Source organism: Sulfolobales archaeon, from assembly GCA_038881635.1.
Taxonomy (GTDB): domain Archaea; phylum Thermoproteota; class Thermoprotei_A; order Sulfolobales; family AG1; genus WYEN01.
The window spans coordinates 38,323-60,794 of record JAVZPJ010000002.1 but is presented as its reverse complement, the minus strand read 5'-3'; the positions used below and the strand labels follow the sequence as shown (position 1 = coordinate 60,794).

At 39.1% G+C, this 22,472-nt stretch carries 24 protein-coding genes and 1 tRNA gene; 7 read left to right on the top strand and 18 right to left on the bottom strand.

The genetic code is table 11. The features are described from left to right. Positions 1 to 80 precede the first annotated feature (80 nt). From QXS89_01970 to QXS89_01955, 4 genes are read right to left on the bottom strand one after another with little or no spacing between them, the layout of a single operon-like run. Positions 81 to 629, bottom strand: a complete 549-nt coding sequence (locus QXS89_01970) for a DUF359 domain-containing protein (GenBank protein MEM3830949.1) — start codon at positions 627 to 629, stop codon at positions 81 to 83. Further along, a complete protein-coding gene (locus QXS89_01965) occupies positions 626 to 1,399 on the bottom strand; it encodes a DUF72 domain-containing protein (protein MEM3830948.1) in 774 nt (257 codons plus the stop codon). Before QXS89_01965 ends, QXS89_01970 begins: the two co-directional genes overlap by 4 nt. Beyond that, the gene (locus QXS89_01960) at positions 1,396 to 2,061 is read right to left on the bottom strand and encodes an MBL fold metallo-hydrolase (protein ID MEM3830947.1); all 666 of its coding nucleotides are present in this window, start codon (positions 2,059 to 2,061) and stop codon (positions 1,396 to 1,398) included. Before QXS89_01960 ends, QXS89_01965 begins: the two co-directional genes overlap by 4 nt. A 1-nt stretch (position 2,062) precedes the next feature. Next, positions 2,063 to 2,464, bottom strand: coding sequence for a hypothetical protein (locus QXS89_01955; protein ID MEM3830946.1), 402 nt, complete (start codon positions 2,462 to 2,464; stop codon positions 2,063 to 2,065). Positions 2,465 to 2,562: 98 nt separating this feature from the next. On the opposite strand from QXS89_01955, the gene QXS89_01950 reads away from it, so the two are divergent. Beyond that, positions 2,563 to 3,477 (top strand): Mrp/NBP35 family ATP-binding protein, encoded by a 915-nt coding sequence (locus tag QXS89_01950; protein MEM3830945.1) that lies wholly within the window; start codon positions 2,563 to 2,565, stop codon positions 3,475 to 3,477. An 81-nt stretch (positions 3,478 to 3,558) separates the two neighbouring features. Here the strand turns inward: QXS89_01950 and QXS89_01945 are convergent, their stop codons facing one another. Beyond that, positions 3,559 to 4,365, bottom strand: a complete 807-nt coding sequence (locus QXS89_01945) for an SDR family NAD(P)-dependent oxidoreductase (GenBank protein MEM3830944.1) — start codon at positions 4,363 to 4,365, stop codon at positions 3,559 to 3,561. Positions 4,366 to 4,436: 71 nt separating this feature from the next. Between QXS89_01945 and QXS89_01940 the strand changes: the two genes are divergently transcribed. After that, positions 4,437 to 5,807: an MmgE/PrpD family protein gene (locus QXS89_01940; GenBank protein MEM3830943.1), complete on the top strand. Its 1,371-nt coding sequence runs from the start codon at positions 4,437 to 4,439 to the stop codon at positions 5,805 to 5,807. Positions 5,808 to 5,839: 32 nt separating this feature from the next. Here the strand turns inward: QXS89_01940 and QXS89_01935 are convergent, their stop codons facing one another. Both QXS89_01935 and gapN read right to left on the bottom strand, forming a co-directional pair. Further along, a complete protein-coding gene (locus QXS89_01935; GenBank protein ID MEM3830942.1) occupies positions 5,840 to 7,360 on the bottom strand; it encodes a glycogen/starch/alpha-glucan phosphorylase in 1,521 nt (506 codons plus the stop codon). A 68-nt stretch (positions 7,361 to 7,428) separates the two neighbouring features. Beyond that, a complete protein-coding gene (gene gapN, locus QXS89_01930) occupies positions 7,429 to 8,913 on the bottom strand; it encodes an NADP-dependent glyceraldehyde-3-phosphate dehydrogenase (protein ID MEM3830941.1) in 1,485 nt (494 codons plus the stop codon). Positions 8,914 to 9,492: 579 nt separating this feature from the next. Here gapN and gyaR point away from each other — a divergent pair. Then, the gene (gene gyaR, locus QXS89_01925) at positions 9,493 to 10,500 is read left to right on the top strand and encodes a glyoxylate reductase (GenBank protein ID MEM3830940.1); all 1,008 of its coding nucleotides are present in this window, start codon (positions 9,493 to 9,495) and stop codon (positions 10,498 to 10,500) included. A 145-nt stretch (positions 10,501 to 10,645) separates the two neighbouring features. On the opposite strand, the gene dph5 is transcribed toward gyaR, so the two are convergent. After that, a complete protein-coding gene (dph5, locus tag QXS89_01920) occupies positions 10,646 to 11,440 on the bottom strand; it encodes a diphthine synthase (GenBank protein MEM3830939.1) in 795 nt (264 codons plus the stop codon). 13 nt (positions 11,441 to 11,453) lie between these two features. After that, positions 11,454 to 11,975, bottom strand: coding sequence for a metallophosphoesterase (locus tag QXS89_01915; protein MEM3830938.1), 522 nt, complete (start codon positions 11,973 to 11,975; stop codon positions 11,454 to 11,456). 96 nt (positions 11,976 to 12,071) lie between these two features. On the opposite strand from QXS89_01915, the gene QXS89_01910 reads away from it, so the two are divergent. Further along, positions 12,072 to 12,782: an HAD family hydrolase gene (locus tag QXS89_01910; protein ID MEM3830937.1), complete on the top strand. Its 711-nt coding sequence runs from the start codon at positions 12,072 to 12,074 to the stop codon at positions 12,780 to 12,782. Positions 12,783 to 12,807: 25 nt separating this feature from the next. Here the strand turns inward: QXS89_01910 and alaXM are convergent, their stop codons facing one another. From alaXM to QXS89_01875, 7 genes are all read right to left on the bottom strand, one after another. Next, positions 12,808 to 13,536, bottom strand: a complete 729-nt coding sequence (gene alaXM, locus QXS89_01905; protein MEM3830936.1) for an alanyl-tRNA editing protein AlaXM — start codon at positions 13,534 to 13,536, stop codon at positions 12,808 to 12,810. Beyond that, positions 13,514 to 14,041, bottom strand: coding sequence for a GNAT family N-acetyltransferase (locus QXS89_01900; GenBank protein MEM3830935.1), 528 nt, complete (start codon positions 14,039 to 14,041; stop codon positions 13,514 to 13,516). Before QXS89_01900 ends, alaXM begins: the two co-directional genes overlap by 23 nt. 90 nt (positions 14,042 to 14,131) lie before the next feature. Then, positions 14,132 to 14,689, bottom strand: coding sequence for a DUF429 domain-containing protein (locus tag QXS89_01895; GenBank protein ID MEM3830934.1), 558 nt, complete (start codon positions 14,687 to 14,689; stop codon positions 14,132 to 14,134). Between the two features lie 62 nt (positions 14,690 to 14,751). After that, a tRNA-Glu gene (locus QXS89_01890) sits at positions 14,752 to 14,844 on the bottom strand. Between the two features lie 109 nt (positions 14,845 to 14,953). Continuing rightward, entirely contained in the window at positions 14,954 to 15,259 is a 306-nt protein-coding gene (locus QXS89_01885) for a DUF6290 family protein (protein MEM3830933.1), read from the bottom strand. Positions 15,260 to 15,515: 256 nt separating this feature from the next. Then, a complete protein-coding gene (locus QXS89_01880) occupies positions 15,516 to 16,115 on the bottom strand; it encodes a phosphoribosyltransferase (protein MEM3830932.1) in 600 nt (199 codons plus the stop codon). Between the two features lie 183 nt (positions 16,116 to 16,298). Further along, on the bottom strand, positions 16,299 to 17,576 hold the full coding sequence (locus tag QXS89_01875; protein ID MEM3830931.1) for an FAD-dependent oxidoreductase: 1,278 nt from the start codon (positions 17,574 to 17,576) through the stop codon (positions 16,299 to 16,301). A gap of 165 nt (positions 17,577 to 17,741) precedes the next feature. Here QXS89_01875 and QXS89_01870 point away from each other — a divergent pair, with 165 nt between their 5' ends. Continuing rightward, positions 17,742 to 18,203: an archease gene (locus tag QXS89_01870; protein MEM3830930.1), complete on the top strand. Its 462-nt coding sequence runs from the start codon at positions 17,742 to 17,744 to the stop codon at positions 18,201 to 18,203. A 17-nt stretch (positions 18,204 to 18,220) separates the two neighbouring features. Here the strand turns inward: QXS89_01870 and QXS89_01865 are convergent, their stop codons facing one another. After that, complete coding sequence (locus QXS89_01865; GenBank protein ID MEM3830929.1) at positions 18,221 to 18,940, bottom strand: hypothetical protein; 720 nt, start codon at positions 18,938 to 18,940, stop codon at positions 18,221 to 18,223. A 268-nt stretch (positions 18,941 to 19,208) separates the two neighbouring features. Between QXS89_01865 and QXS89_01860 the strand changes: the two genes are divergently transcribed. Beyond that, positions 19,209 to 19,571, top strand: a complete 363-nt coding sequence (locus QXS89_01860) for a DNA-directed RNA polymerase subunit G (GenBank protein MEM3830928.1) — start codon at positions 19,209 to 19,211, stop codon at positions 19,569 to 19,571. A 77-nt stretch (positions 19,572 to 19,648) separates the two neighbouring features. Here the strand turns inward: QXS89_01860 and QXS89_01855 are convergent, their stop codons facing one another. Then, positions 19,649 to 21,910, bottom strand: coding sequence for a CDC48 family AAA ATPase (locus tag QXS89_01855; protein MEM3830927.1), 2,262 nt, complete (start codon positions 21,908 to 21,910; stop codon positions 19,649 to 19,651). Positions 21,911 to 22,015: 105 nt separating this feature from the next. Between QXS89_01855 and QXS89_01850 the strand changes: the two genes are divergently transcribed. After that, positions 22,016 to 22,459: an Lsm family RNA-binding protein gene (locus tag QXS89_01850; GenBank protein ID MEM3830926.1), complete on the top strand. Its 444-nt coding sequence runs from the start codon at positions 22,016 to 22,018 to the stop codon at positions 22,457 to 22,459. Positions 22,460 to 22,472: the final 13 nt, after the last annotated feature.

Here is a 22,472-nt window from a genome sequence, read left to right as displayed (position 1 = left end):
CCTAAGGTTATTTTAGATGAATCCACTAATAAGCATGGATCCATTTACAGAGAAAGGTTACCATCTCTTTGCAGAGGAGTTTAAACCCTGATCTCTTCCAAAGTCATTCTTCTCATCACATCTAAAGCTCTAGACTTCATATCAGGATCTATAAATATGATCACGATTCCTCTTCCTGGGATTCCATATATGAGGACATCTCCAATAGGTGCATACCCAAGTACGGCGAGTGATATCAAGTCTTCCTCCCCCTCTACTATCACAAGATGATGTCTGCCTCTATCACTTGAGATCTCTCTTATAAGATCTATTACTTCTAAATTGATATAGCCTGGAGGATTTCTGATAATATGAATAGATCCTGAATCTCTATATATTTTTTCCACATCGGACATGTCAACAGGCTTACTTCTAGAAGTCTTTCGATCTATCACAGCTATATCTGGTACAAAACCTGCATTTATAAAGCTTCTAACAACTTGATCTCCGACACACCAGCATCTCCTACCTCTAATAATATTCAAAGCTCTCAGAGCTACAGACATATGATCAAGCCCTTCTATGAAATATCCTACAGGTCTAGAAAGTTCCTGTCTTAACTCATCTGGAAGTCTTAAAGCTCTCATCATGCTTCCACTCCCTCATCGAGCGTTTTAAGAAGCTTCTTCATTCTTACCGCATCTTCATACATGTAAACGTTGTTGAACATAATGTAGATAGTTCTATGATGAGTCTCTAGAATCATATCTCTAAGCCTTATAAGATCCTCGTCAGAATATCTATACCTATAGTTGACCTCGCCAGCACCTATCCCGTGAAGTCTTATATAAAGAGAATCCTGACTACCTGTGCAGGGTTTATTTCTGAAGATATCTAATGCCTGAATCACCCCAAGATCTTCGTAGATTCTGCAGAGAATATCTCTATTATCAGGCTTATTCCAGCTTCCACGAGGTTCCCAAGCGATCTTAAGACCTCCTCTATCTATAGATCTGAAGAATTCTACAACATTAGAATAGTTCTCAGCGGAGTATCCGAAAGATGGAGGCGTCTGAAACACGGCAATTTCAGCTCTCATAGCTTTAGCTATATTCAAAAATTTCTCCCAAGCATTTAGATTCTCTCTGGAAGGCTTGAGATCTCCATACATGCTTAGATCCCCTTCTAATCTTCCCCTCATTTTCCTCCAAGTAGGACTTGTACTAGGGTGGGTTATTGCTTGAAATACTTTCGCTGCCACCACAAAGCCCTCGGGTCTCTCTAACAGGATCTTTCCAGCTCTCTCTAGTGGTATTAAATTATAAAATGTCTCTTGAATCTCTACAGCATCAAGATTCCTATAGATCTCTTCTTTTCTCACAGGGGTGCCGCATGTTCCGATAAGAATTTTCTTGCTCATTCAAAACCCCTCATAATATTTTCCAGTCTATCAGATCCATAGATACAACCCTGCGAGTAGCATGTTACATCCGGTCTATAGGCTAGAATTCTCCTGAAACTCTCTCTACACTGCTCTGAAGAGATCCTCTCTTCTAATAATCCTCCTACAAAGGCATATAGTATATTGCCTCTGCTAATTAGAATACTCATAGAACCCTCCGTGTGACATGGTGTATGGATTATTCTAATGATGTCGCCACATAGTTTTATCTCTCTCTCTTCTTCAGAGATCTCTATAGATACATATGCAGGTCTTTGTACTCCCAATTCCTCTATAAATTGGTTATATTTCTTCTCAGGATTTCTAATATAATAACTATCGGGGGTGTGAGCGATCACCATGATCTCAGGCTGTAGATCTCTTATGTATGCAACCCCTCCTGAATTCCTATGATGCGCGTGAGTTATTATAAGATACTTAAGATCTCTCAGATCTCTTATTACGGAGAGTATGTATTCTATCATAATCTTAATAGAAATACCACTTCCAGAATCTATTAGAATACTGCAGTTATCATACGTCACAAGATATGATGAGTCGTCAAAAACTGATGTGATATCAGGTCCTGAAATCCTGTAGATCCCTGAACCTACATGAGCTATAGAACCACCTCTCAACATCTTAAAATAGTTTCTCGATAGTGTATGCTGGAGAGAGTTTTTCTAAGATTTTCTCGGCATTCTCACGAGATGTAGAAATCAGTATATTACATCTATGCATATCTCCATTCTTTATATAATGAATCTCTATCAATTCTATATCTGGTGAAACCTCCCTAAGATCTTTGAGAATCTCTTCCAAACTTCTTCTACCCTCTGAATAGATTCTAACGAGAGATCCTTTTAAATCTAATGGTCTTATCACAATAGATCTCATATCACTACCTATCTCGATTAGAGCACTCCCCCCTTCTACAAGCCCTACCTCTTCTCTTATATGCTTAGGTATAGCTATTCTACCTTTTAGATCTATTTTCACGATCTCTCTTTTGAACATCTTAATCCATAGTTCTATAGATTTCAAACAACATTAATATCAATCTCTCATATAAACTCTGAGAATTCTGATGACATGTATTTATATGCTGCCACTCTCAATATAGATGATAAAGGAAGTTTAGAATGAACTCGGAGGAGAATCCTTATAGAATGAACATGCCGAAAAGCGGTGGAGGCGTCAGAATACATGCTCCTCAGAGAGCACCTCAGACAATGACCTCTAAAAAACTTGTAGAGAGAATGAAGAATATAAGACATAAGATCCTGATTCTAAGTGGTAAAGGTGGTGTTGGAAAATCATTCGTCACATCATCTCTTGCAATGGCTCTAGCACTCAGAAACAAGAAGGTAGGCGTTGCAGACGCGGATTTTCACGGCCCTTCGATCCCTAGAATGCTAGGAGTTGTAGACAGATTTCTAGGAGCAGTTCTAAATGAGAAGGGAGAGCAGGTGATAATACCCGTAGAGAATAGTCTGGGAATAAAGATTGTCTCGATAGACTTCATGCTCGCTGACAAGACAATGCCTGTTTCGTGGAGAGGCGCTATAAAGCTTAAAGCATTACAACAGTTTCTAGAAGACGTTGAATGGGGTTTCCTAGATTATCTCCTTATAGACGCTCCCCCCGGTACAGGAGATGACGCTCTTAACATCTTTCAGATAGTTCCAGTGGATTACGTTATATTCGTAACACTGCCTTCAGAGGTTAGCTCTTACGCGGTTGCTAAATCTATAAGATTTGTAGAAGCTGTTAAAGAGGCTTTTAATAAAGATGTGAAGGTTCTAGGTGTTATTGAGAATATGAGTTATTTCGTGTGTGATAATGGAAAGGTCTATAACATATTTGGGAGTGGCGGAGGAGAGATGCTTGCCAGAGCTCTTGGAGTAGAACTTCTAGGGAAGATCCCTCTAGATCCTAGGATCTCGGAGAGTAATGACAGAGGAGAAGTATTCTTCGTAAAATATCCTGAGTCTCCAGCATCAATAGAGTTCAAAAGTATAGCTGACAAGATAATTAAATTAATTGAAGGAGAATAGAGTAACGGGATGAACGAGGTTTTAAGAACTGACTGATGATGTGAAACCCACGCTGTGACCTGTGAATCTATCTTTCTCACTCTATCTCTTCATTTCTTTCAGTCTTCTCATATACTCTCTACTTATATATACTCTCATCAAAGGATCTGCCAGTCTAAGAAGTGAGAAAGAGATCCTATAGATCTTTGAAGGAATTATGTTTCCGTTGAACTTCTCATCAGAGATCTTATCGACAAGCACCTTAGCAACATACTTAGGATCTAGAACAGGTCCTCGAACACCTCCTCTGATCCTTGATGACGTAGGAGTAGTTATAGTATTTCTATGAAATTCTGTAGCTACATAGCCTGGTAGAACTCCTAAAACCCTTACTCCATAGGGTTTAAGCTCTATTCTCAGCGTGTCTGTGAATAGAGCTAGAGCAGCTTTTGTTGATGCATACACTTCTAGCCAGGGTATTGGAGTATAAGCTGCGAGGCTACTTATATTAACTATGCAACCTCTCCTATCTATCAGAGCTTTGAGAAGATTCTTTGTAAGAAGTATTGGAGCTATAAGATTGAGATTTATAATTCTCATAATATCGAAATCCTCTAACTCCTGGAGAGGTCCGTATATTCCTGCTCCTGCATTATTTACGAGCAAGTCTATGCCGCTGGATATAGATAGTATTTTCTCAGCCAGTGTCTTAATCTCATCTACTCTGCTCAGGTCGAACTCTATAGGATTTGCTTCAACATTTTTCCTCTTGAGATCTTCTGCTATACTTTCTAGAACATCTCTCCTTCTAGATATCATGATCATGTTATAACCTCTTTCGGCAAGTTGATACACAAGCTCTCTTCCAATACCTGAGCTAGCTCCTGTGACTACAGCGATTCTTCTCATGAGATGCACCCTAGAACTTTATTAAATCTTAATCTATATTTTTGGATTTATAATTAACTAACGGGTTTTATATGAGGTTCAGAGATCTTTCTTGGAAGATCGCTGAATATGTTTCAGGGATCTCATATAAGGAAGTTGATGAGAAAACATATGAAGAAATTAAAAAGAGAGTGCTCGACTCTATAGGAGTAGCTGTAGGAGCCTTCAGCGAGAAACCCTATGAAATTGCTAGAAGGGTTGCCAGAGAGGTTAAGCCTTCTGGAAGAGGTTCGAGTGTGTGGGGTGAGGGTTTTAGAACAAGTCCGGAAATGGCTGCTTTCGCTAATGGTGTTGGAGTGAGATATCTTGACTTTAACGATACCTATCTATCTAAAGAAGCTCTTCACCCGAGTGATATGATTCCTGCTATTATTGCCATGGCCGAGGATAGAGGAGTTGACGGTAGACAGACTCTTCTCTCCATAGCAGTAGCCTATGAAATAGCTACAAGACTTGCAGATGCTTTCTCTGTGAGAAGTGTTGGAGTAGATCATGTGACATATATAGTCATAGGAACCGCTGCAGGAGTTTCTAAGCTATTAGATCTACCCTTGGAGAAGACCTATCATGCTATAAATCTCGCTGTCAACGAATCCTTATCTCTCAGACAGACAAGAGCTGGAGAACTCAGCATGTGGAAGGGAGCTACAGCAGCTAACTCAGCTAGGAAAGGTTTGTTCTTAGCTCTTCTAGCTTCAGAAGGCTTTACAGGACCATCACCAGTTTTCGAAGGTGAATTCGGATTCTTCAATGTGGTTTCTAAGCAGAGATTTGATATAGATAGATTCGGAGGTTTTAACGGTGAGATGTTTCAAGTTCATAGGACTTCTATTAAATACTGGCCTGTAGAGTATCACGCTATGTCTGCAGTCGAAGCCGCTCTGAAACTTAGAGGTAAAGTATCTGCTAAGGATGTCGAGAGCATCAGGATTAAAACTTTTACTGTGTGCTACAGGATCATAGCTAAAGATCCTGAGAAATGGGATCCTAGGACTAGAGAAACAGCAGATCATAGCCTGCCCTACATAGTAGCCAGAGCTTTATTAGATGGCTATATATGGATTGACAGCTTTTCGAACGAGAAGATTCTTGGAAAAGATGTTAGAGAGCTAATGGGTAAAATGACCGTCGAGGTAGATCCTGAGTATGACAAGATCTATCCTGAGGGTATACCTAACACTATAGAGATCAGAACTAGAGGAGGAGGTTTGTTTATTGAGACATCAACATATCCTAAGGGGCACTTTAGAAATCCCATGACATGGAGTGAGGTTGAAAGCAAATTCATGAAGCTGAGTAGTGGAAGGATTAGAGAAGAGAATCTGAGAGAGATTACGGATAAAACAATGAATCTTGAGAAGATCAGGGATCTAAGGGATCTAACAGATCTAATAGTAGTATAAAATTTTTTCTCTAATAGATCCTCTTTTATATCTCATCTATTCATGATATCGGAGTAGAGTGTCTTCAGAACTCTCCAGATATCTGCTTCGATACCATAAGTCTTCATAGAATTAATCATTATCTCTACATATGAATCATAATCTTCATGATAAAGATCTAGGATCATCATGAGTTTCTCGTGGAAATCCTTGTAATCTCTTTGATCAATTTCCGAAGCACTTGTCGAGTAGAGGTCTATAGGATATCTTATATCAGAGCCGAAGAACCAGCCATTGAATCCGTCTCTAATCATCTCGAGAGCTGCTCCATCACGTGATGCTAGTGATGGAACTCCATTAGCTCCTGCCTTCATAAAGCTAGTTCCAGAAGCCTCCCATCCTGGGAATGGTGTGAATAGTAAGAGATCTGATCCTGAGAGTATCAGCTTGGCTTTCTCTACATCATAATCATGTATGTATACAACGTTTTTATATTCCTCATGAAGTTCTCTGAAGATCCTCATATACCCTAATCCTTCAAGGTCTTTCGGATGTGCTTTCCCACCTAATACTATGAGTACATCATCTCTATCAGCAAGATCCTCAGCAAGTCTTATCATGAAATATGGTCTCTTATACCTTGTAACTCTTCTGGCCCAGGAGATTATCATTTTATCGGAGTCTACATCTATTTTCTTATAGTTCTTTAGAAGATCTACTAGTTCTATCTTAGCCTTCATATGCGCCTCGTGAAAATCTCTTGGATCTATTTTATCTAGTTTGTAGAATTTTTTAATCTCTCTATGAACCCATCTCTCTATGTTAATACCATTGGTCACGTAGGATAACTTCCCTGAGAACTCGGGAAAAGTTGATAGAGTTATTTCATAATGCTTCTCCGATACTGTATAAACTTCATCGACTCTTGATGCCGAGATCTTTGTAAGAATCTGCTCGCCATCAATATAGCCAAATTCTCTTGAGAGAGTCTCTCTAGAGAACTTAGGATGACCCCAGGGACCTGGTGTATGTATGATCAATCTCTTCCTGATACTATGAGGGAGGAGAAGAGATATAAGAGATGCTAGAGATTCTTGGATGTCGATAATGCTTATATTCTTGAAGCCGATCCTCTTATCCATGTACTCGTAAGAAGCCTTGGCAAGTATACTGTACTTAGCTTCAAACGAGTAAGTTTCATCCTCTATATAGAGTCTGTCCAGCTTACGAGAGAACTTCTCCGGACCAGATATATCGAAGTATACTATCCTAGCTTTATTAAGTGTGTAAACAAGAGGTTTTATCAAGATCTTCTCTCCATCATATGATACTTCTAAAGGCTCCTCCTCTCTAAGAAGAGATCTGTAGTTGCTGAAGTCTTTCTCAATCTCTTTAATCTCCCCATCTACTACATCATAATACACATAGCCTCTTCTATAGAAGAGTGTTAGCACGGTATAGTTTAAATCTCTTCTAGCAGCCTCAAGAAACTTGTCTCCCTCGAGAATTCCAAGCCCTCCAGCATATATCGGGATTTCATCAATGCCTATCTCAGGTGTGATAGAGACTATCAATAAAATCACATCATTTCTACTGCTTTATTAAAGCCTAAAAGTTTAAAAAGCTTACACCTAGGAAGCTTTTATAGATACTCCCAGACTCCAGCGCCTTTATAGTTATATACTATACTCTTGTATGCTGTGACATATTCTAGCGAGTATCCCACGCCTTCTCTTCCGATCCCTGAATCCTTTCTACCTCCAAACGGATAGTATCCTATCCCATGACGTGGGTAGTCGTTAATATATATAGCTCCTACCTCGAGGAATCTGATGAGTTTTCTAATCTTGTTAATATCTCTACCGAATATAGCTGCGTCAAGACCATATCTTCTTCCATTGCTAAGTTCTATTGCTTCATCTATGTTAGAGATCTTCGTGATTAATGCTATTGGTGCGAAGATCTCGTTTTTATAAAGCTCTAGATCTCTGATCACACTCTTATCAGCTTCTATTAACGTAGGCTCTACATATGTCCTCCCAAGCCTTCTTCCTCCCACAAGAATTCTAGCACCCTTAGAAACAGCATCTTCAATAGCTTTAATCATTGTATCAGCCGATGAAGAATCTATTAGAGGACCCATATCAACATTAGGATCCCTAGGATCTCCTACTCTTACTCTTCTAAGTTCTTCGATGAGAAGCTTCTTAAGATCCTCATAAATCTCTTCTTCTGCAAGGATAAGCTTTATAGCATCACATCTCTGACCACTATAGCTGAAGATACCTCTCGCAATTCTCTGAGCAGCCCATCTAGCATCTGCATCGGAGAGAACTATCGCAGGATCTCCTCCTCCTAATTCCATTATATATTGTTTGATTCCTGCTTCTTTAAGAACCTTCTCTCCGGTTTCAGTGCTTCCTGTAAGGCTTATACCTGAAATTCTCTTGTCAGATAAGATCCTGTTCATATCTCTCCCAGATACCGTGAGTATCGCGAAGGAATCTCTAGGCATCCCAGCCTTCTCAAGGATCCTGGCCAAAATTATCGCTGGTAGAGGATCTGCGGAAGCTGGCTTGAGTATGAAAGCATTTCCAACAATAAATGAGTATACTATTTTATTGACTGCATCAAATAGAGGATAGTTAAAAGGTGTTATTATAAGAACAACACCTATAGGCTCTCTTCTTATGATCCCCTCGGTCTCCGTAGTCTCATCACTCCAATCTCCTGGTATGTAATCTCCGAAAACTCTCTTCAGATCCATATCAGCTCTCTCAAAACGATCTATTGAAGCTTTAACCTCACCCTTTGCAGCAGGAATAGTCTTGCCGGCATTTAGAACAAGAACTTCAACCAATTGATCCTGGTATTCTCTTAACATGTCGGCAGCTTTTTTAAAAACTTCAAGTCTTTTATAGCCTGGAAGATTCCTAGCACTCCACCTACCACTTCTATAGATCTTGTCGATAACACTCTCAATCATTTCAGGAGAGAGCTTGGAAATCCTAGCAATAATACTCTCATCAATAGGGCTATAGACATTAGAATACTCTTTAGAATCAACCCATTCACCAGCAAGATAGGTCTTGAACCTAGGTATCTCACTAGGTTCTACCTCAACAATATCTCTTAGTCTCTCTAGAAGACTCTCTGATAATCTGACCAACTCATACCACCAAAATAATAATTTATTGTAAACAAATATAAGATTGTAGATTCAATAAAAATTAGGGTTATATTAGGATCATTAAAGTGAAACAGATAAAACATGATCAAATGATTAGGAAGCATGTGATCTAGCAATGAGCTCAGCATAATTTCTATTATAGATCTCGCGATATAAAGGATCTGTAGATTGGCGCATTGAAAATTCCTTTGGAAAGCTCATCTTAATCTTTGAATTTTTATGATTATTCGTATCGGCTGGTTTTCTAATCTCTAAGCTGCAGCTATAATATTGGATCTTTTACCTTACATCTCCGAATCTGATCTCAGTATGAGATCTATACATAGGCAGAAGAACAAATTGAAGAATATCAGAAGCATCTTGAAAACATGCAGAAGAAAAGAGAAGAGAATACTGCATCAACCATTATTAGAGCTAAACCCTACGTATTTTTGAGATCTCTGATCTTTCTAGTAAGCTCGATCGATTTTCAAAGTATATAGGTGTTTAAATATTATAGTCTTCATGGTGTCGTTATTGAAACCCAAGGTTTTTATAACAAGAGAACTTTTCGATGAGGCTATTAGAAGAATTGAGGAGTTTTACGAGGTAGAGATCTGGGATAGATATAATGCTCCTCCGAGAGATGTGATTCTCGAGAAAGCAGGATCTTCCGATGCTCTAGTAACATTATTAACCGATAAGATAGATTGTGAGGTTATCTCTAGAGGTAGAAATCTAAGGATCATAGCTCAGTATGCCGTAGGATTTGATAATATAGATATAGAGTGTGCAACCCGCCACGGGGTTTACGTGACAAATACTCCGGGAGTTCTCACAGAGGCTACAGCAGAGCTTACATGGGCTTTGATACTAGCTGTTGCTAGAAGAATTGTAGAAGCTGACAAGTATGTGAGAAGTGGTGGGTGGAAGAGCAGTGGCACCAGCTGGCATCCTAAGATGATGCTTGGTGTAGAGCTTAAAGGTAAAATACTAGGGATTGTAGGATTAGGACGTATAGGATCTAGGGTTGCAGAAATTGGAAAAGCTTTTGGCATGAGAGTTGTGTATTATGATCTTGTGAGGAGAGAGGATCTAGAAAGAAGTCTAGGAATAGAATATATGGATCTAGCCAGACTTGCAGAGGTATCAGACATAATATCAGTTCACACACCATTGACCAAAGAAACATATCATCTGATCGGAGAGGATTTTCTAAGAAGAGTTAAAAGAACAGCTATAATAGTTAACACAGCACGAGGAGCGGTCATAGACACCCAAGCACTACTCAAAGCACTTGAGGAGAAAAGAATCGCAGGAGCCGGGCTGGATGTATTCGAAGAAGAGCCTCTACCTCCGGATCATCCTCTCACCAGATATGATAACGTGGTTCTAGCACCTCATATTGGTAGTGCCACCTATGAGACTAGACTAGCGATGGCTCAGCTTGTTGCCGACAATCTTATAGCATTCTATAAGGGCGAGATACCTCCAACACTTGTTAATAGAGATGTAATCAGTATAAGGAAACCTGGTTTCAAGTAGTGTCAGAAACACAAGCCGTCATCATTTTATCAGACTCACGGCATTCTTCATCCAATACTTTAAATTTTTCTGATATCTAAAAACTTTTTCTCGAGATCTCTAGGAGGTTATATGCTGAAAGCACTTCTATCTTCATTCTCTAGCTCTAGATCTCGATACAACGATCTTCTAACACTCCTATGCTCCTAAGATACTCTTCCTCTGTGAAGTAGAGTTTCGCAGGTATTATGAGAATCTGAGGATATCTCTCTATAGATACTGTTCTAAGATATCTGATGCTACCCCCACATATTATAGATCTGGATCCTATGCTGAGACCTATAGCTAGCTTATCATCCGAGATCACCTTCTTTTCAAATCTCCTCTCCAGCTCTATTAATATATCGAGAGCGTCTTTTACGTTCATAAAAATCTTTTTTTCTTCATCAATCTCTAGCAGAAATATTGTGTGCAGCTCTCTCGAGATATTATCATAGAGAACTAGATAGGGATACTCACTTAAGATACCATCTTTGGGATACGTTATAGTACTCACCTTCCCAAGTCTATAGATCATAAGACCTGTAAGGCTTAGAGATGCTGTTATAGATGAGACACCTGGTATATATCGAATACTGTACCCCATTCTCATGATTCTTGTAGCTAGAGCTACGTGTGTTGTAGCTATTAGAGGATCTCCCCAACTTACTAGACAGACCCTGCCACCTTCTTTAATCTTTTTTATAATAGCTTCACCACTAAGATCCTCAAGATCTCTTCTATAGAGTTTTTCCATCTTTCTACCTATTAGTTTCTCGAGATCTTTTAAAGAACCTTCTGAAGAAGAAGATGTATACTCTTCATAGAATATATAATCACATGAGTTCTTTAATATGTCTAAAGCCTCTAAAGAGATCATTCTCAGGTGAAGTCCTACTCCTATTAAATAGAATACAGACATCTAAATACCCTCACTATAGTATTACTATCTCAACATCCATCTTCTGAAGATCCAATATAGCTATAGATGATCTTCCAGTTAAATAACCATACAACTCTCCAGGATTTAGAAGTAGAGTGCTTTTAATCATTCTACTATCTATCACATGTGTATGCCCGTATAAAACGACATCATAATAACCCGAGCTTGCCAGAGCTTCAGCATATTCTCTACTCTCATCAGCAGGGCCTACCCCATGGAGCAGCAGGATCTTTCTTCCGCCTAATAATAATACATGAGGAGGATCATAGATCTCTGAACCATTCCTTTCAGCAATTCTTCTGAGACCTAACTTCTCACCATCATTATTACCATAAACCCCGAAAACCTTCAGCCCGGCGTCTATGAATCTGAGAAGTGTGAAAGGTGCTACAAAATCTCCGAGATGAATCACAGTGCTAATTCCTCTGTCCTTGATCACCTTAATAGCTTTATCAACGGCGATCATATTATCATGAGAATCGCTTACAACAGCAATCTTTAAATCCTTACTCAATTACATCACCATAGAAACACTATGTTTAAGCTATTTATCTCTAACCTCATTACTTAAGAGCTTCTACTAACTATTATAAGGGTGCTGGATATAGCAATGATCAGAGTATTATCCTTTGACGTGTGGAACACATTGCTTGATATAGATAAGTTCTACCAGATTCTATCTGTGAAGATATCTTCAGAAGTTGGAAGACCTTACGATGAGATATATAAAACCTTGAAGAGAGTGTATAGAGATGCGATTAGTGAGAGATTGTCAGGAGGATTTAAGAGAATCATAATAGATTCTGGAGAGTACTTTGCAGAAGGTCTAGGAATAGATCTTGAGACCCTATTCAGAGCTCTAGTAAGAACACTTCTAGATGAAGAAATAAGAGATCTAGCCTATGAAGATGTATTGGATACGTTAAAAGATCTTAAAAAAAGAGGATTCCTCATAGGAGTTGTGAGTAATGTGATGTTCTGGCCTGGTATGATAGTGAGATATCTACTTCATATGAATAATCTGCTTGAGTTTTTTAACGCGACAGTATTCTCTGATGAAATAGGTTTTATGAAGCCTGAGAAAGAGATCTTCGAATATCTCGCTAAGAGATTTAATGTTAAGCTTGAGGAGATCGTTCATGTAGGAGACTCGCTAGAGCACGATCTTGTAGGAGCTCTGAGAGCTGGTGTAAGATCAGTTCTTGTGAAAAGAGATCTCGAAGCTGATTTCATAAGACTTAGCAGAAGAGCTTATGTGATCAGAGGTCTGAGATATCTATGGAGAGTACTAGAAGATATAGGATCTGATAAAACACCCTAGAGCTCTAAACTCCTTCCCATCCTTCCTAAGCCTGGTTTGGAGCTAGAGTGTAATATATTCTTCTCTTATTTCTACCCCTGTTCTCAACTTTAAGCAATACTAGTCCTCCGATTTCTCTCGTGTTTCTGACATGAGGACCTCCGTCAGCCTGAAGATCTATTCCAGGGATCTCTACTATCCTGAGAACTCTATACTCTGGTGGAGTTTTTTCCGCTAGTTTTGTTATTCCAGGGATCTTGAGAGCTTCTTCTCTGCTCATATAGTATATTTTAACTTCTATACCTCTTCTAATAACCTCATTAGCTTTAGCAATCACATCTTCAAAAATGCTTCTATCAAATTTCTCCAGCGAGAAGTCATCTCTAGCATAATCAGGCTCTACCTGGCCTCCTGTTATAAGTGCATTGTAGTCTCTATACATTATAGCTGATATAATATGAGCTGCTGTGTGAAGCTTCATAAGTCTATATCTTCTCTCCCAGTCTATCTCGCCTTCAACTTCAGCGCCTTCATAGAGTCCTTCGTAAGAATCTAGTACGTGATATACATCATCATTATCTTTATCATGGACTGCTTTAACAACTCTATAGATCCTTCCACAACATCTTATTACTCCTGTGTCTGTAGCAACACCTCCGCTCTCCGGGTGAAATATTGTCTGATCTAGTAGAATGCCTTGGTTCGTTATAGAAACTATTCTAGCTCTAAATATCTTCTGATAAGAATCATCTCTATACAAATGTATGGTGGGCATGATCCTCACCCAGGATCTCTCTTAGTATATTATCTGTTTCAGGACATATATCTATCACACCCATGTACAAACCCTCTACAATTCTAAGCCTACATCCGAATCTTATCGCGATCCTTATTACCGGAATGTTATGTGGTGATGTGTAGAAGAATAATTTTTCAATATTCATCTTTCTAGCCTCCTTATACAGTGATGCGAAAATTCTTTTTCCGATCCCCCTCCCCCTGAAATCCGGGTGTACTATGATGGCGATCTCTCCAGATCTATGTAGAAAACCTTCTCCAACAACCATTCCACAGATCTCAGCTATATATATAACACATCTTGGATCTCTTAGATAGGCCTCAATCTCCTCTTTAGAAGGTCGTTTTATATAGAGAAATCTTCTGTATAGATCCTCTTCGGACATTAAAGAATACATCTTGTAGATTCCTTCTGCATCACTTATACCTGCTCTTCTTATGATCAGGTCTTTACATTGTTCATCTCGCAGGAGAAGCACCATATTATTATATGAGATCCAGACTTATAGATTGAATAAGAAGCCAGATCTTTTACTTGATCCGGAGCAAACTCTCGATCATAGGTTCATTTTCTAGTAGAGAGATTTTATCAGATATATCACACCATCTTCTGCTCTAACTTCCTCAGAGCACTTACCAGTCATATAACAGAACGCTACTACTGAGGCTATTATAGCATCCACCAGATCCTTTTTCAATCTCTTCAGATCAATATCTAGATCTATCCTGATCCTAAATCTGTTCAAGAGATCATATAGATCTTTAGCTCTAGAGCTTATCATAGCACTTCTAGGATGAGTCTCTATAACTGAAATCCCTCTCCTCTCAATAAGATCCTTTATCCTCCAAGCTCTTCTAACAAGAAGCTTCATAGGTCCTAATACAGGTGGTAATACTGGATACCCCATAGACCTAGCTATTCTATCAATCTTTCTGTATACAGGCTCTGGAGATAGAGGAGCATCAACTGCAACAAGCCTGATACGAGAACGAAGTATCTCATCTAAGATCTCATCATCTCTATAGAGACATCTAACCTGAACTATGGCTAGAGCATCTACTTCTAAAACTGCAAAACCGCTACACCTACTCTCACTGGCTGCAAGATCTAATCCTCCCACAGATTCCACAGCCAAGCTACACTATAATATTATAATGCTACCCAGCTTAAACATATTAAACAGAAATACTATGCCGCGGCCGGGATTTGAACCCGGGTATCCCGCGCCTCTCGCGTCACGGGCTCGAGAGGCCCGCATACTTGACCGGGCTATACTACCGCGGCTCCCTAATAATATATCTGTATAGGATTTTAAGCATGATACCAGCTTTCATCGAGATAAAGGTAGGGCTTTGAGACTTTTCATGTGGTGGAGTCGGCTTACAAGCTTTCTTTAGGAGAGGTCTCTTACTGCTATTTCTACTCTGTTTCTCTTGAAATGATCTTCTTTTAGATCTTTTTCTTTTCCTATGTATTCAATATTATTATCGCTCTCTATAAATGTGGGAAGACCTCTTCTAAGAATCTTTATCTCGTGATCTTCATTGTTCTCATCATTTTCCTGAGATATGATCTTGAATAAAGCTCTCCTAATAACCTCAGATCTGCTCATTCCATGATTTTCAGCATACCTATCTAATATCTCAAGCTCTCTCTCATCGAGTTTGAATGACACAATTTTTAATTTTCTACCCTTCATAATTATCTACTTAATATGATCGCTATTCTCGCATTTAATTCTAATAGCCCAAGATCTCATGGGTTATGCTATATAAGCCTCTTCCGGTTCTTTAGATGAATATCTACACGTTGATATTACAGATCCTAGATCAGCATAAAAATAGAATCACCTTGCATAGCTCTTGGAAAAGATCAAAAGACATCTTTCACAGCCTTACGTATATGAGAAAATAAAATATAAACTCAAAGCGGTTGCCGGAGGCAAATCTAGCTTTTTATCTCTTCATTCTCACAGAAGTGGATTCATAGATTATTCTTATGAGTTCCTCATCATATATTTTAAGAGTCTCAGCAATCTTTCTTATAGAGTTGAAGCTGACATCTCTAAATTTCTTCATGGCGAGTTCTCTTATGGTCTCGCCGTACTCCCACGGAAATATAATCCATTTATCAGTCTCTCCATGGTAGTAGTCTGGTATCAGCATTGTTCTCTTCTTAATATAGAGTGTTGCAGTTCTAACCTCTCGAGCTCCGTATAGTCTTACGAGATCTACTGCGACCTGAAGAGTTCTTCCACTATCACTCACATCATCTGCTAGGAGGATCCTTTGATCCCTGACACTAATGGTGGGGCCTGATATTACTAGAGGTCTCTCTCTAGTTTCTCCGATAGACTTATAAAACTTAACTCCTACACCTCCTATCTCTTCCACGCCGAGGAGATCTCCTAGAAGTCTTCCTATGATCCATCCGTTTCTAAAGATCCCTACCACAGCATCTGGAATATATCCGCTCTCATAGATCTTTTTGGCAAGAGCTCTTATACCGCTGAACACATCCTCCCAATCTAGAACTAGAAAATCATCCGGAACCATTTAGAACACCTTTTGCTAATCTTTTCTTATGATAAATCTCGCTATCAGAGAATTAAAATCTAATGTTTTGAAGAATCTAGAGAAACCCATATACATCAATATATATCTAATAACTGTATACTTAGATGATGATGAAGCCGCTCCAACCAGAGCAGAAGCTGTGAAGAACTCGCGACGAACTGATTATAGAATTAGTCTCTCAGGTTCTATCTTTCTTTCTCTAAGCTTGTACACATCGGTTGAAATTCTAATTCCTCCATATAACTCTGCTTCTTTTAATTCTAAAGCTAGTGACGCTGTGATTCTTCCTATAGCATCGCTTTTCATAATACCCGATCCCGATGTTCCTACTGATATAATAATGTTTGAAAAACGATCTATTATAGGCTGACCATCTATTGGATTTATATCGTAATGCCCTGACCACGCGGTTTCATATATTACATCTCGAAATGCTGGTAGATAGGTGCTGAGCACAGGATATATAGAGTATCTATAGAAATCATCTTCAGGCACTGGATCTTCTTCCAACTTGAAGGCTCTTCCAAGATCATCTGATAATCCTATCCAGAAGGTCCTTTCGATCGGGTGTGTCTTCACATAAACACCCTTAGGAAGTATCGTGTAGGGCATCACCCCCTCTTTATTGAAGAGATCTATGTTAAAGTATTGGAGAAGATCCTTGTTAACAGGTCTTGCAACAAAGATCTGTCTTTTCTTAGGTCTTGACACAGCGGGTATGCCTATAGGCTCTAGAAGAGTATATGACCAGGAACCTGCTGCGATAATTATATTCTCAGCTTCTATAAAGCCTTTATCTGTCTCCACACCTCTAGCTATGATATCCTGCCATGCGAAAGGCTCTCTATCTAATCCTAGAGAGTTTCTAGCTCCTAGAACTATTCTTCTAACAGTAGTCTCATAGAATATTTCACCGCCTAATCTTCTAAAACCGTCTTCATAGTATGCCACAATTCTATCTGGCTCGATCATCCCAGCTCTAGGTATGAAGATTCCATACTCAATATCTTCTAAACCCATGAATCGAGCCTCTTCATCATCGCTAACCCTTGTTCTAATACCTATCCTCTCGAGATCCCTAGGATCTACATATCTATAGGATCCTCCAAGTCTCTCAGCATTCTCAATAGCATTTCTAAACTTTTCCTTCTCTTTTTCTCCTACAAGAAATAGGTATCCTACATATCTCATACCAAGATCATAGCCTTCCTTGAACTGAACGTTTTCGAAGAATTCGATCGATGTTTTCGCTAGAATGAAGTTAGTGTATGAAGAGAAGAAAACTCTAAACATGCCAGCACTCTTGGCTGTATCTCCCATACCAGGTCCTGAAGCCTTATCTAGGACACAGACTCTCAGCTTGGGATTTAGATGTTTCAAATGATAAGCTGTTGAAAGACCTACTACTCCAGCTCCTACAACTAAGAAATCGTACGGAATTAAATCACCATTTTAGAGAATACTTGCAGGCTATTATTCTTAAGGATACGAGGTATTCTCTCTGCTCTAAGGAAGATCACGAGCTAGATTCTAGGACTCTAATCGCTGGATTTCATGATGTTTACGATTTTAGCTTCTAACTAATGAGAGTATCAGGGGTCTGCGATGTCTGTAGAAGAGATGAGTAGATTCATGAGAGAATTAGAGCATACAGCAGATGTAATGTATCTTGTTGAAAGTGAATCTCTGATTAAATTGTTTGAGATTGCAGCTTTAGGCATGTTCAGTTATATAACGGATCTCAATACTGTTAATGAGATCGAGTGTGTGAGCGTGAAAGCTGAAGGATTTGATCTTGAGAGTCTCATGTATAGATGGCTTGAGAATCTTCTTATAGAACATGATCTCAGGAAATTTGTAGCTAGGAGGGTAAGAGTTGATAGCATAACTATTAGAAAAACTGAGAATGAGGAGAGTTTTCTAATAGAAGGTTTCGCATGTGGCGAGAGGTTTGATAGAGAGAAGCATCCTGCAGGTATAGTTGTTAAGGCTGTGACCTACTCTCAGATGAGCATTGAGAGAGATGCTAATGGTATTTGGAGAACTAAGATAGTTTTAGACATATAGACAATCAGACAATTCTTTCATATCTTTTCATTGGTAAATCTCTCAAGATCTCTCTGAAGTTCTTCTAACTCGCTATCTCTATCTTCATTAATATCACCTCTCTTGTAAACCTGCATAACAACTTTGCTTAGGAGCCTGAATATTTCTTCGATCTCGCTTGCAATGCTGGTAGTCTTCTCGCTATCTCTTCTCTTAAGTCTCTCATAGATCTTAAGCAACTGAGGTAGATCTTCTACGCTAATTTTTCTAAGTTTCTTATAATCGAGATCGCTCCACACATCTTTAGTTAGTAGATGCTCTAGAAATCTCTTGATCTTATCCGTTCTCAGAGATATAAGTTGGGCTCTTATAATGAGAAGTTCTGGATCGCTCTCGCTAAATCCTTCTCTAGGTTTTATCAGAAGATCTTCTAGAATGTTTTTAACTTCTTCACTGCTAAATGAAAACCATCTCTGTCTAGAGGTATGCATTGTAGTCCTGATCAGACCATACTCTCTCTCGAGAATCCTAAGAATCGGGGATGGATTATAGCTGTAGCCCATGAGACCTAGTTCTTCAACTAGTGTTTTATAATCAAAATCTCCTGGAAGGGAGAATGACGAGTCTTTATATCTTGAGAGATTTTTATTATAAGCTCTTATACTAGCTTCTAGAACAGCTCTTCCTCTCTCACCATATCTAACTAAGAAGTCCGATACAAGAGCCTTAATATTATTTAAGGCACTAACCTCACTCATTGACACCTTAACCAGTTTAAATCACTCTATGATAAGTATATTATATTACCCTCACAAATATCATCTATTGGAGAGAAAAGGTATTACATATATCAATAGATCGAGCTATCAAACAAATGCATCTTTGAACCCATAATAGAAATCTCTGAGAGATTTCATAGTGTTAGAATGAGGAGAAATGCACAAGCAAAACTAGATATTCTAGGATCTTACCTATAACTATGCTTAATAATACCTCATTATAATAATTCTCAGGTGTTGTATTCTATTGATAAAGGATCTTGTTAAAGTTAAAGGGATCAAAAAAAGTCTCGTCCCAAAGATCTTTATAGTAGATCTTGAAGGTTCTCTGGTTAGGGTGGAAATGGATCTTCATCAAGAGATATTCGAGGTTAAAGACGGTGAAGAACTTGAATTCGTACTCAGTAGCGAGAAGCCTGAGTATAGAGATGGTGTAGATTTCTGCGCCAGAGGTTTTATAGCTGGTATTAAGAGAGATGAAAAAGGTTTTAGAGTTATAGCAAGTCTCTGGGGGTTTCTGGTTATCATCTATCCTAGAGATGAGAGTATCTCAGCGGATCTCACTCCTATGAAGGAGATCTACTTATGTCTTAGAAGAAAAACTATTTAGAATTACTTTAGATCAGCTTCTTGGAAGATCTTACGTAGAGCTTAACGTAGAAGGTTTATATCTCGAAAATCTTTGTTTCACATAAAAGAGCTTCTAATGAGCTTTTCAATAGCATTCTCATACTTTCTATTTACATCACCAACAAGGCTTGGCTTAATACTCTTCAAGGCTCTCATGAAATACTCCATAGACACAGGTCTTACCTCAAGTTTCTCTCTAAGTGCTAGCATCACTGCTTCTCTGACTAGAGCCTCTATATCTGCACCGCTAAAGCCTTCGGTCATCTCTGCCAGCTTCTCCAGATCTACATCACTAGCTAGAGGGATTCTCCTCGTATGGATCTTAAGAATCTCAAGTCTTGCCTTCTTATCCGGTGGAGGTACGTAGATCACTCTATCAAAACGTCCTGGCCTTAGAAGAGCTGGATCTATAAGATCAGGTCTATTAGTTGCTGCTATAACAACCACTCCTCTCAAAGGCTTGATACCATCCATCTCACTTAAGAGCTGATTAACTATTCTATCTGTTACACCAGATACATCATGACCTCTCACAGGTGCTATGGCATCGATCTCGTCGAAGAACACTATTACTGGTGCAACCATTCTAGCTCTTCTAAAGATCTCTCTAATAGCTTTCTCACTCTCACCAACCCACTTGCTAAGCACTTCAGGACCGTTTACAGCTATAAAGTTAGCCTCACTCTCAGTAGCGGCAGCCTTAGCTAGAAGTGTTTTCCCCACTCCTGGTGGTCCGTAGAGTAGGATACCTTTAGGAGGTCTTATACCCATCTTCTCAAATATCTGAGGATTCTTTAGAGGCCATTCAACAGCTTCTCTAAGCTGTTGCTTCACATCCTCAAGACCTCCTATATCGCTCCATCTAACTTCAGGCACTTCAACAAATACCTCTCTAATGAGGGTGGGTTGTACAACGTTCATAGCTTGTAGGAAGTCTCTCATTTCGACAACAAGTTTGCTTAGCATGTCTGGAGGTATGGGTTTTGAAAGATCTATAGTGTTTTCTCTGAGAAATCTCTTCAAAGAGATCATAGCAGCTTCTTTAACGAGTGCGGCTAGATCTGCTCCTGTAAAACCATGTGTTAGATCGGCTAGTTTTTCTATGTCAACATCCTCCGAGAGAGGTACATTTCTTGTGTGAACCAATAGAATCTCTCTGCGAGCTCTTCTATCGGGTGGAGGTATCTCGATCTCTCTATCAAATCTTCCAGGTCTTCTGAGAGCAGGATCTACCGCATCTATTCTATTCGTTGCACCGATGACAACAACTCTCCCTCTACTCTGAAGGCCGTCCATGAGGGTTAGTAGCTGAGCTACAACTCTTTTCTCAACCTCACCGATAACCTCACTTCTCTTAGGAGCTATAGCATCTATCTCATCAATGAATATTATAGCTGGAGCATTCTCCTGAGCCTTTTTGAAAACCTCTCTAAGTCTTTCCTCGGATTCTCCATAGAATTTACTCATTATCTCAGGACCGTTTATCGCTATGAAGTAAGCACCAACTTCATTAGCCAGAGCCTTAGCTAGAAGTGTTTTCCCCACTCCTGGTGGTCCGTAGAGTAGGATACCTTTAGGAGGTTCTATACCTAGATGTCTGAAGATCTCTGGATGTCTCATAGGTAGTTCTACTATTTCTCTTAATCTCTCCTTCACCTCCTCAAGATCTCCTATGTCCTCCCATGTTACTCTTGGTATGCCTTCTAAGGTTTTCTTAATCTCTTCAATAGGCTCGTATCTTATCACTATATCTGTATTCTCTGATACATAGACTACATTAGATGGAGAAGTTGATCTCACAAAGAATTTTATGATCCTGCCAAATGTAGGGTGTATAGGAACTGCCACAATCTCTCCTCTTGATAGTGGTTTGTTTAGAAGCTGCTGCTTTATATAGGGAGAATATTCGTTAAGAGATTCCGCTACATTCTTCATATAATCCTGGATCGTTCCTATGAAAGGAATGAAACCTCCCTCCTCCACAGGCTCCATAGGAACTAATACTACTTTATCTGCTTCAGGGATCTTGATCTCTGGAAATACCCTCACAATATCTCCAACACCTACTCCTAGGCTTTCTCTGATATATCCATCGATCCTTATTATATTTCTATCCTCATCCTCCGTATAGCCTGGCATGACCTGAGCGTATACTACTCCCTTAGGTCCTTTTATACCTATGAAATCTCCTGATTCCACCCCAAGTTCTCTCATAATTCTCTTGGGTATTCTAGCAAATTTCTTTCCCACATCTCTTTGCTTAGCAGGTTCTACTATGAGATCTATCTCATTTTTAGATGTATCTCTCCTACTACTCATCCTCATACTACCAAATACTAATTAGAGGTAGGAAGCTAAATATAGTTCCCTTACCAGATCTTAGCTCTTATTATAGTCTCAAAAAATTAATGTATAGGTGTCAGAATGAGCACTATTCCGGCGGTTAGAAGATTTACGACGGAGCTTAACAATATTATAGATAGAAAGATTGTTGTGAGAACGACTGATGGAAGGATTTATAAAGGTGTTCTCCTAGGTGTTGAGCAAGCTGAGATGCACATTGTTCTCGGAGATGTAGAAGATGAGAAGGGTAATAAATTTCATAGGGTTTTCATAATGGGAGGCAGAATCTCAGAGATCTTCGTAGAAGAACTTCCAGCATTCGATCCTGATGAATTTGCTAATATAGCAGCTCAGAAGCTAGGTATAAATCCTGTTAATATAAAGGTTTTAAGAGATGCAGGGGTTGTAATGATACTTGACAGGTATAAGATCTCTGAGAGCGGTGTAGAAGGATCTGGGGCTCTTGCTTCAAGGATCTATGATCTGTGGGAAGAGTATATGAAGAGTAAAAAAGCTAGAAAGTAGTGGTGCTGCTTGA

What these genes read in the sequence shown, in the direction of transcription:
- alaXM (MEM3830936.1), bottom strand. Translation starts at nt 13,536, where the DNA reads ATGCCCACCATACATTTGTATAGAGATGATTCTTATCAGAAGATATTT.
- QXS89_01855 (MEM3830927.1), bottom strand. Translation starts at nt 21,910, where the DNA reads ATGAGTAGTAGGAGAGATACATCTAAAAATGAGATAGATCTCATAGTA.
- QXS89_01965 (MEM3830948.1), bottom strand. Translation starts at nt 1,399, where the DNA reads ATGAGCAAGAAAATTCTTATCGGAACATGCGGCACCCCTGTGAGAAAA.
- QXS89_01960 (MEM3830947.1), bottom strand. Translation starts at nt 2,061, where the DNA reads ATGTTGAGAGGTGGTTCTATAGCTCATGTAGGTTCAGGGATCTACAGG.
- QXS89_01910 (MEM3830937.1), top strand. Translation starts at nt 12,072, where the DNA reads ATGATCAGAGTATTATCCTTTGACGTGTGGAACACATTGCTTGATATA.
- QXS89_01870 (MEM3830930.1), top strand. Translation starts at nt 17,742, where the DNA reads ATGTCTGTAGAAGAGATGAGTAGATTCATGAGAGAATTAGAGCATACA.
- QXS89_01945 (MEM3830944.1), bottom strand. Translation starts at nt 4,365, where the DNA reads ATGAGAAGAATCGCTGTAGTCACAGGAGCTAGCTCAGGTATTGGAAGA.
- QXS89_01940 (MEM3830943.1), top strand. Translation starts at nt 4,437, where the DNA reads ATGAGGTTCAGAGATCTTTCTTGGAAGATCGCTGAATATGTTTCAGGG.
- QXS89_01880 (MEM3830932.1), bottom strand. Translation starts at nt 16,115, where the DNA reads ATGGTTCCGGATGATTTTCTAGTTCTAGATTGGGAGGATGTGTTCAGC.
- dph5 (MEM3830939.1), bottom strand. Translation starts at nt 11,440, where the DNA reads ATGTCTGTATTCTATTTAATAGGAGTAGGACTTCACCTGAGAATGATC.
- QXS89_01885 (MEM3830933.1), bottom strand. Translation starts at nt 15,259, where the DNA reads ATGAAGGGTAGAAAATTAAAAATTGTGTCATTCAAACTCGATGAGAGA.
- QXS89_01865 (MEM3830929.1), bottom strand. Translation starts at nt 18,940, where the DNA reads ATGAGTGAGGTTAGTGCCTTAAATAATATTAAGGCTCTTGTATCGGAC.
- QXS89_01950 (MEM3830945.1), top strand. Translation starts at nt 2,563, where the DNA reads ATGAACTCGGAGGAGAATCCTTATAGAATGAACATGCCGAAAAGCGGT.
- QXS89_01850 (MEM3830926.1), top strand. Translation starts at nt 22,016, where the DNA reads ATGAGCACTATTCCGGCGGTTAGAAGATTTACGACGGAGCTTAACAAT.
- QXS89_01900 (MEM3830935.1), bottom strand. Translation starts at nt 14,041, where the DNA reads ATGGTGCTTCTCCTGCGAGATGAACAATGTAAAGACCTGATCATAAGA.
- QXS89_01970 (MEM3830949.1), bottom strand. Translation starts at nt 629, where the DNA reads ATGATGAGAGCTTTAAGACTTCCAGATGAGTTAAGACAGGAACTTTCT.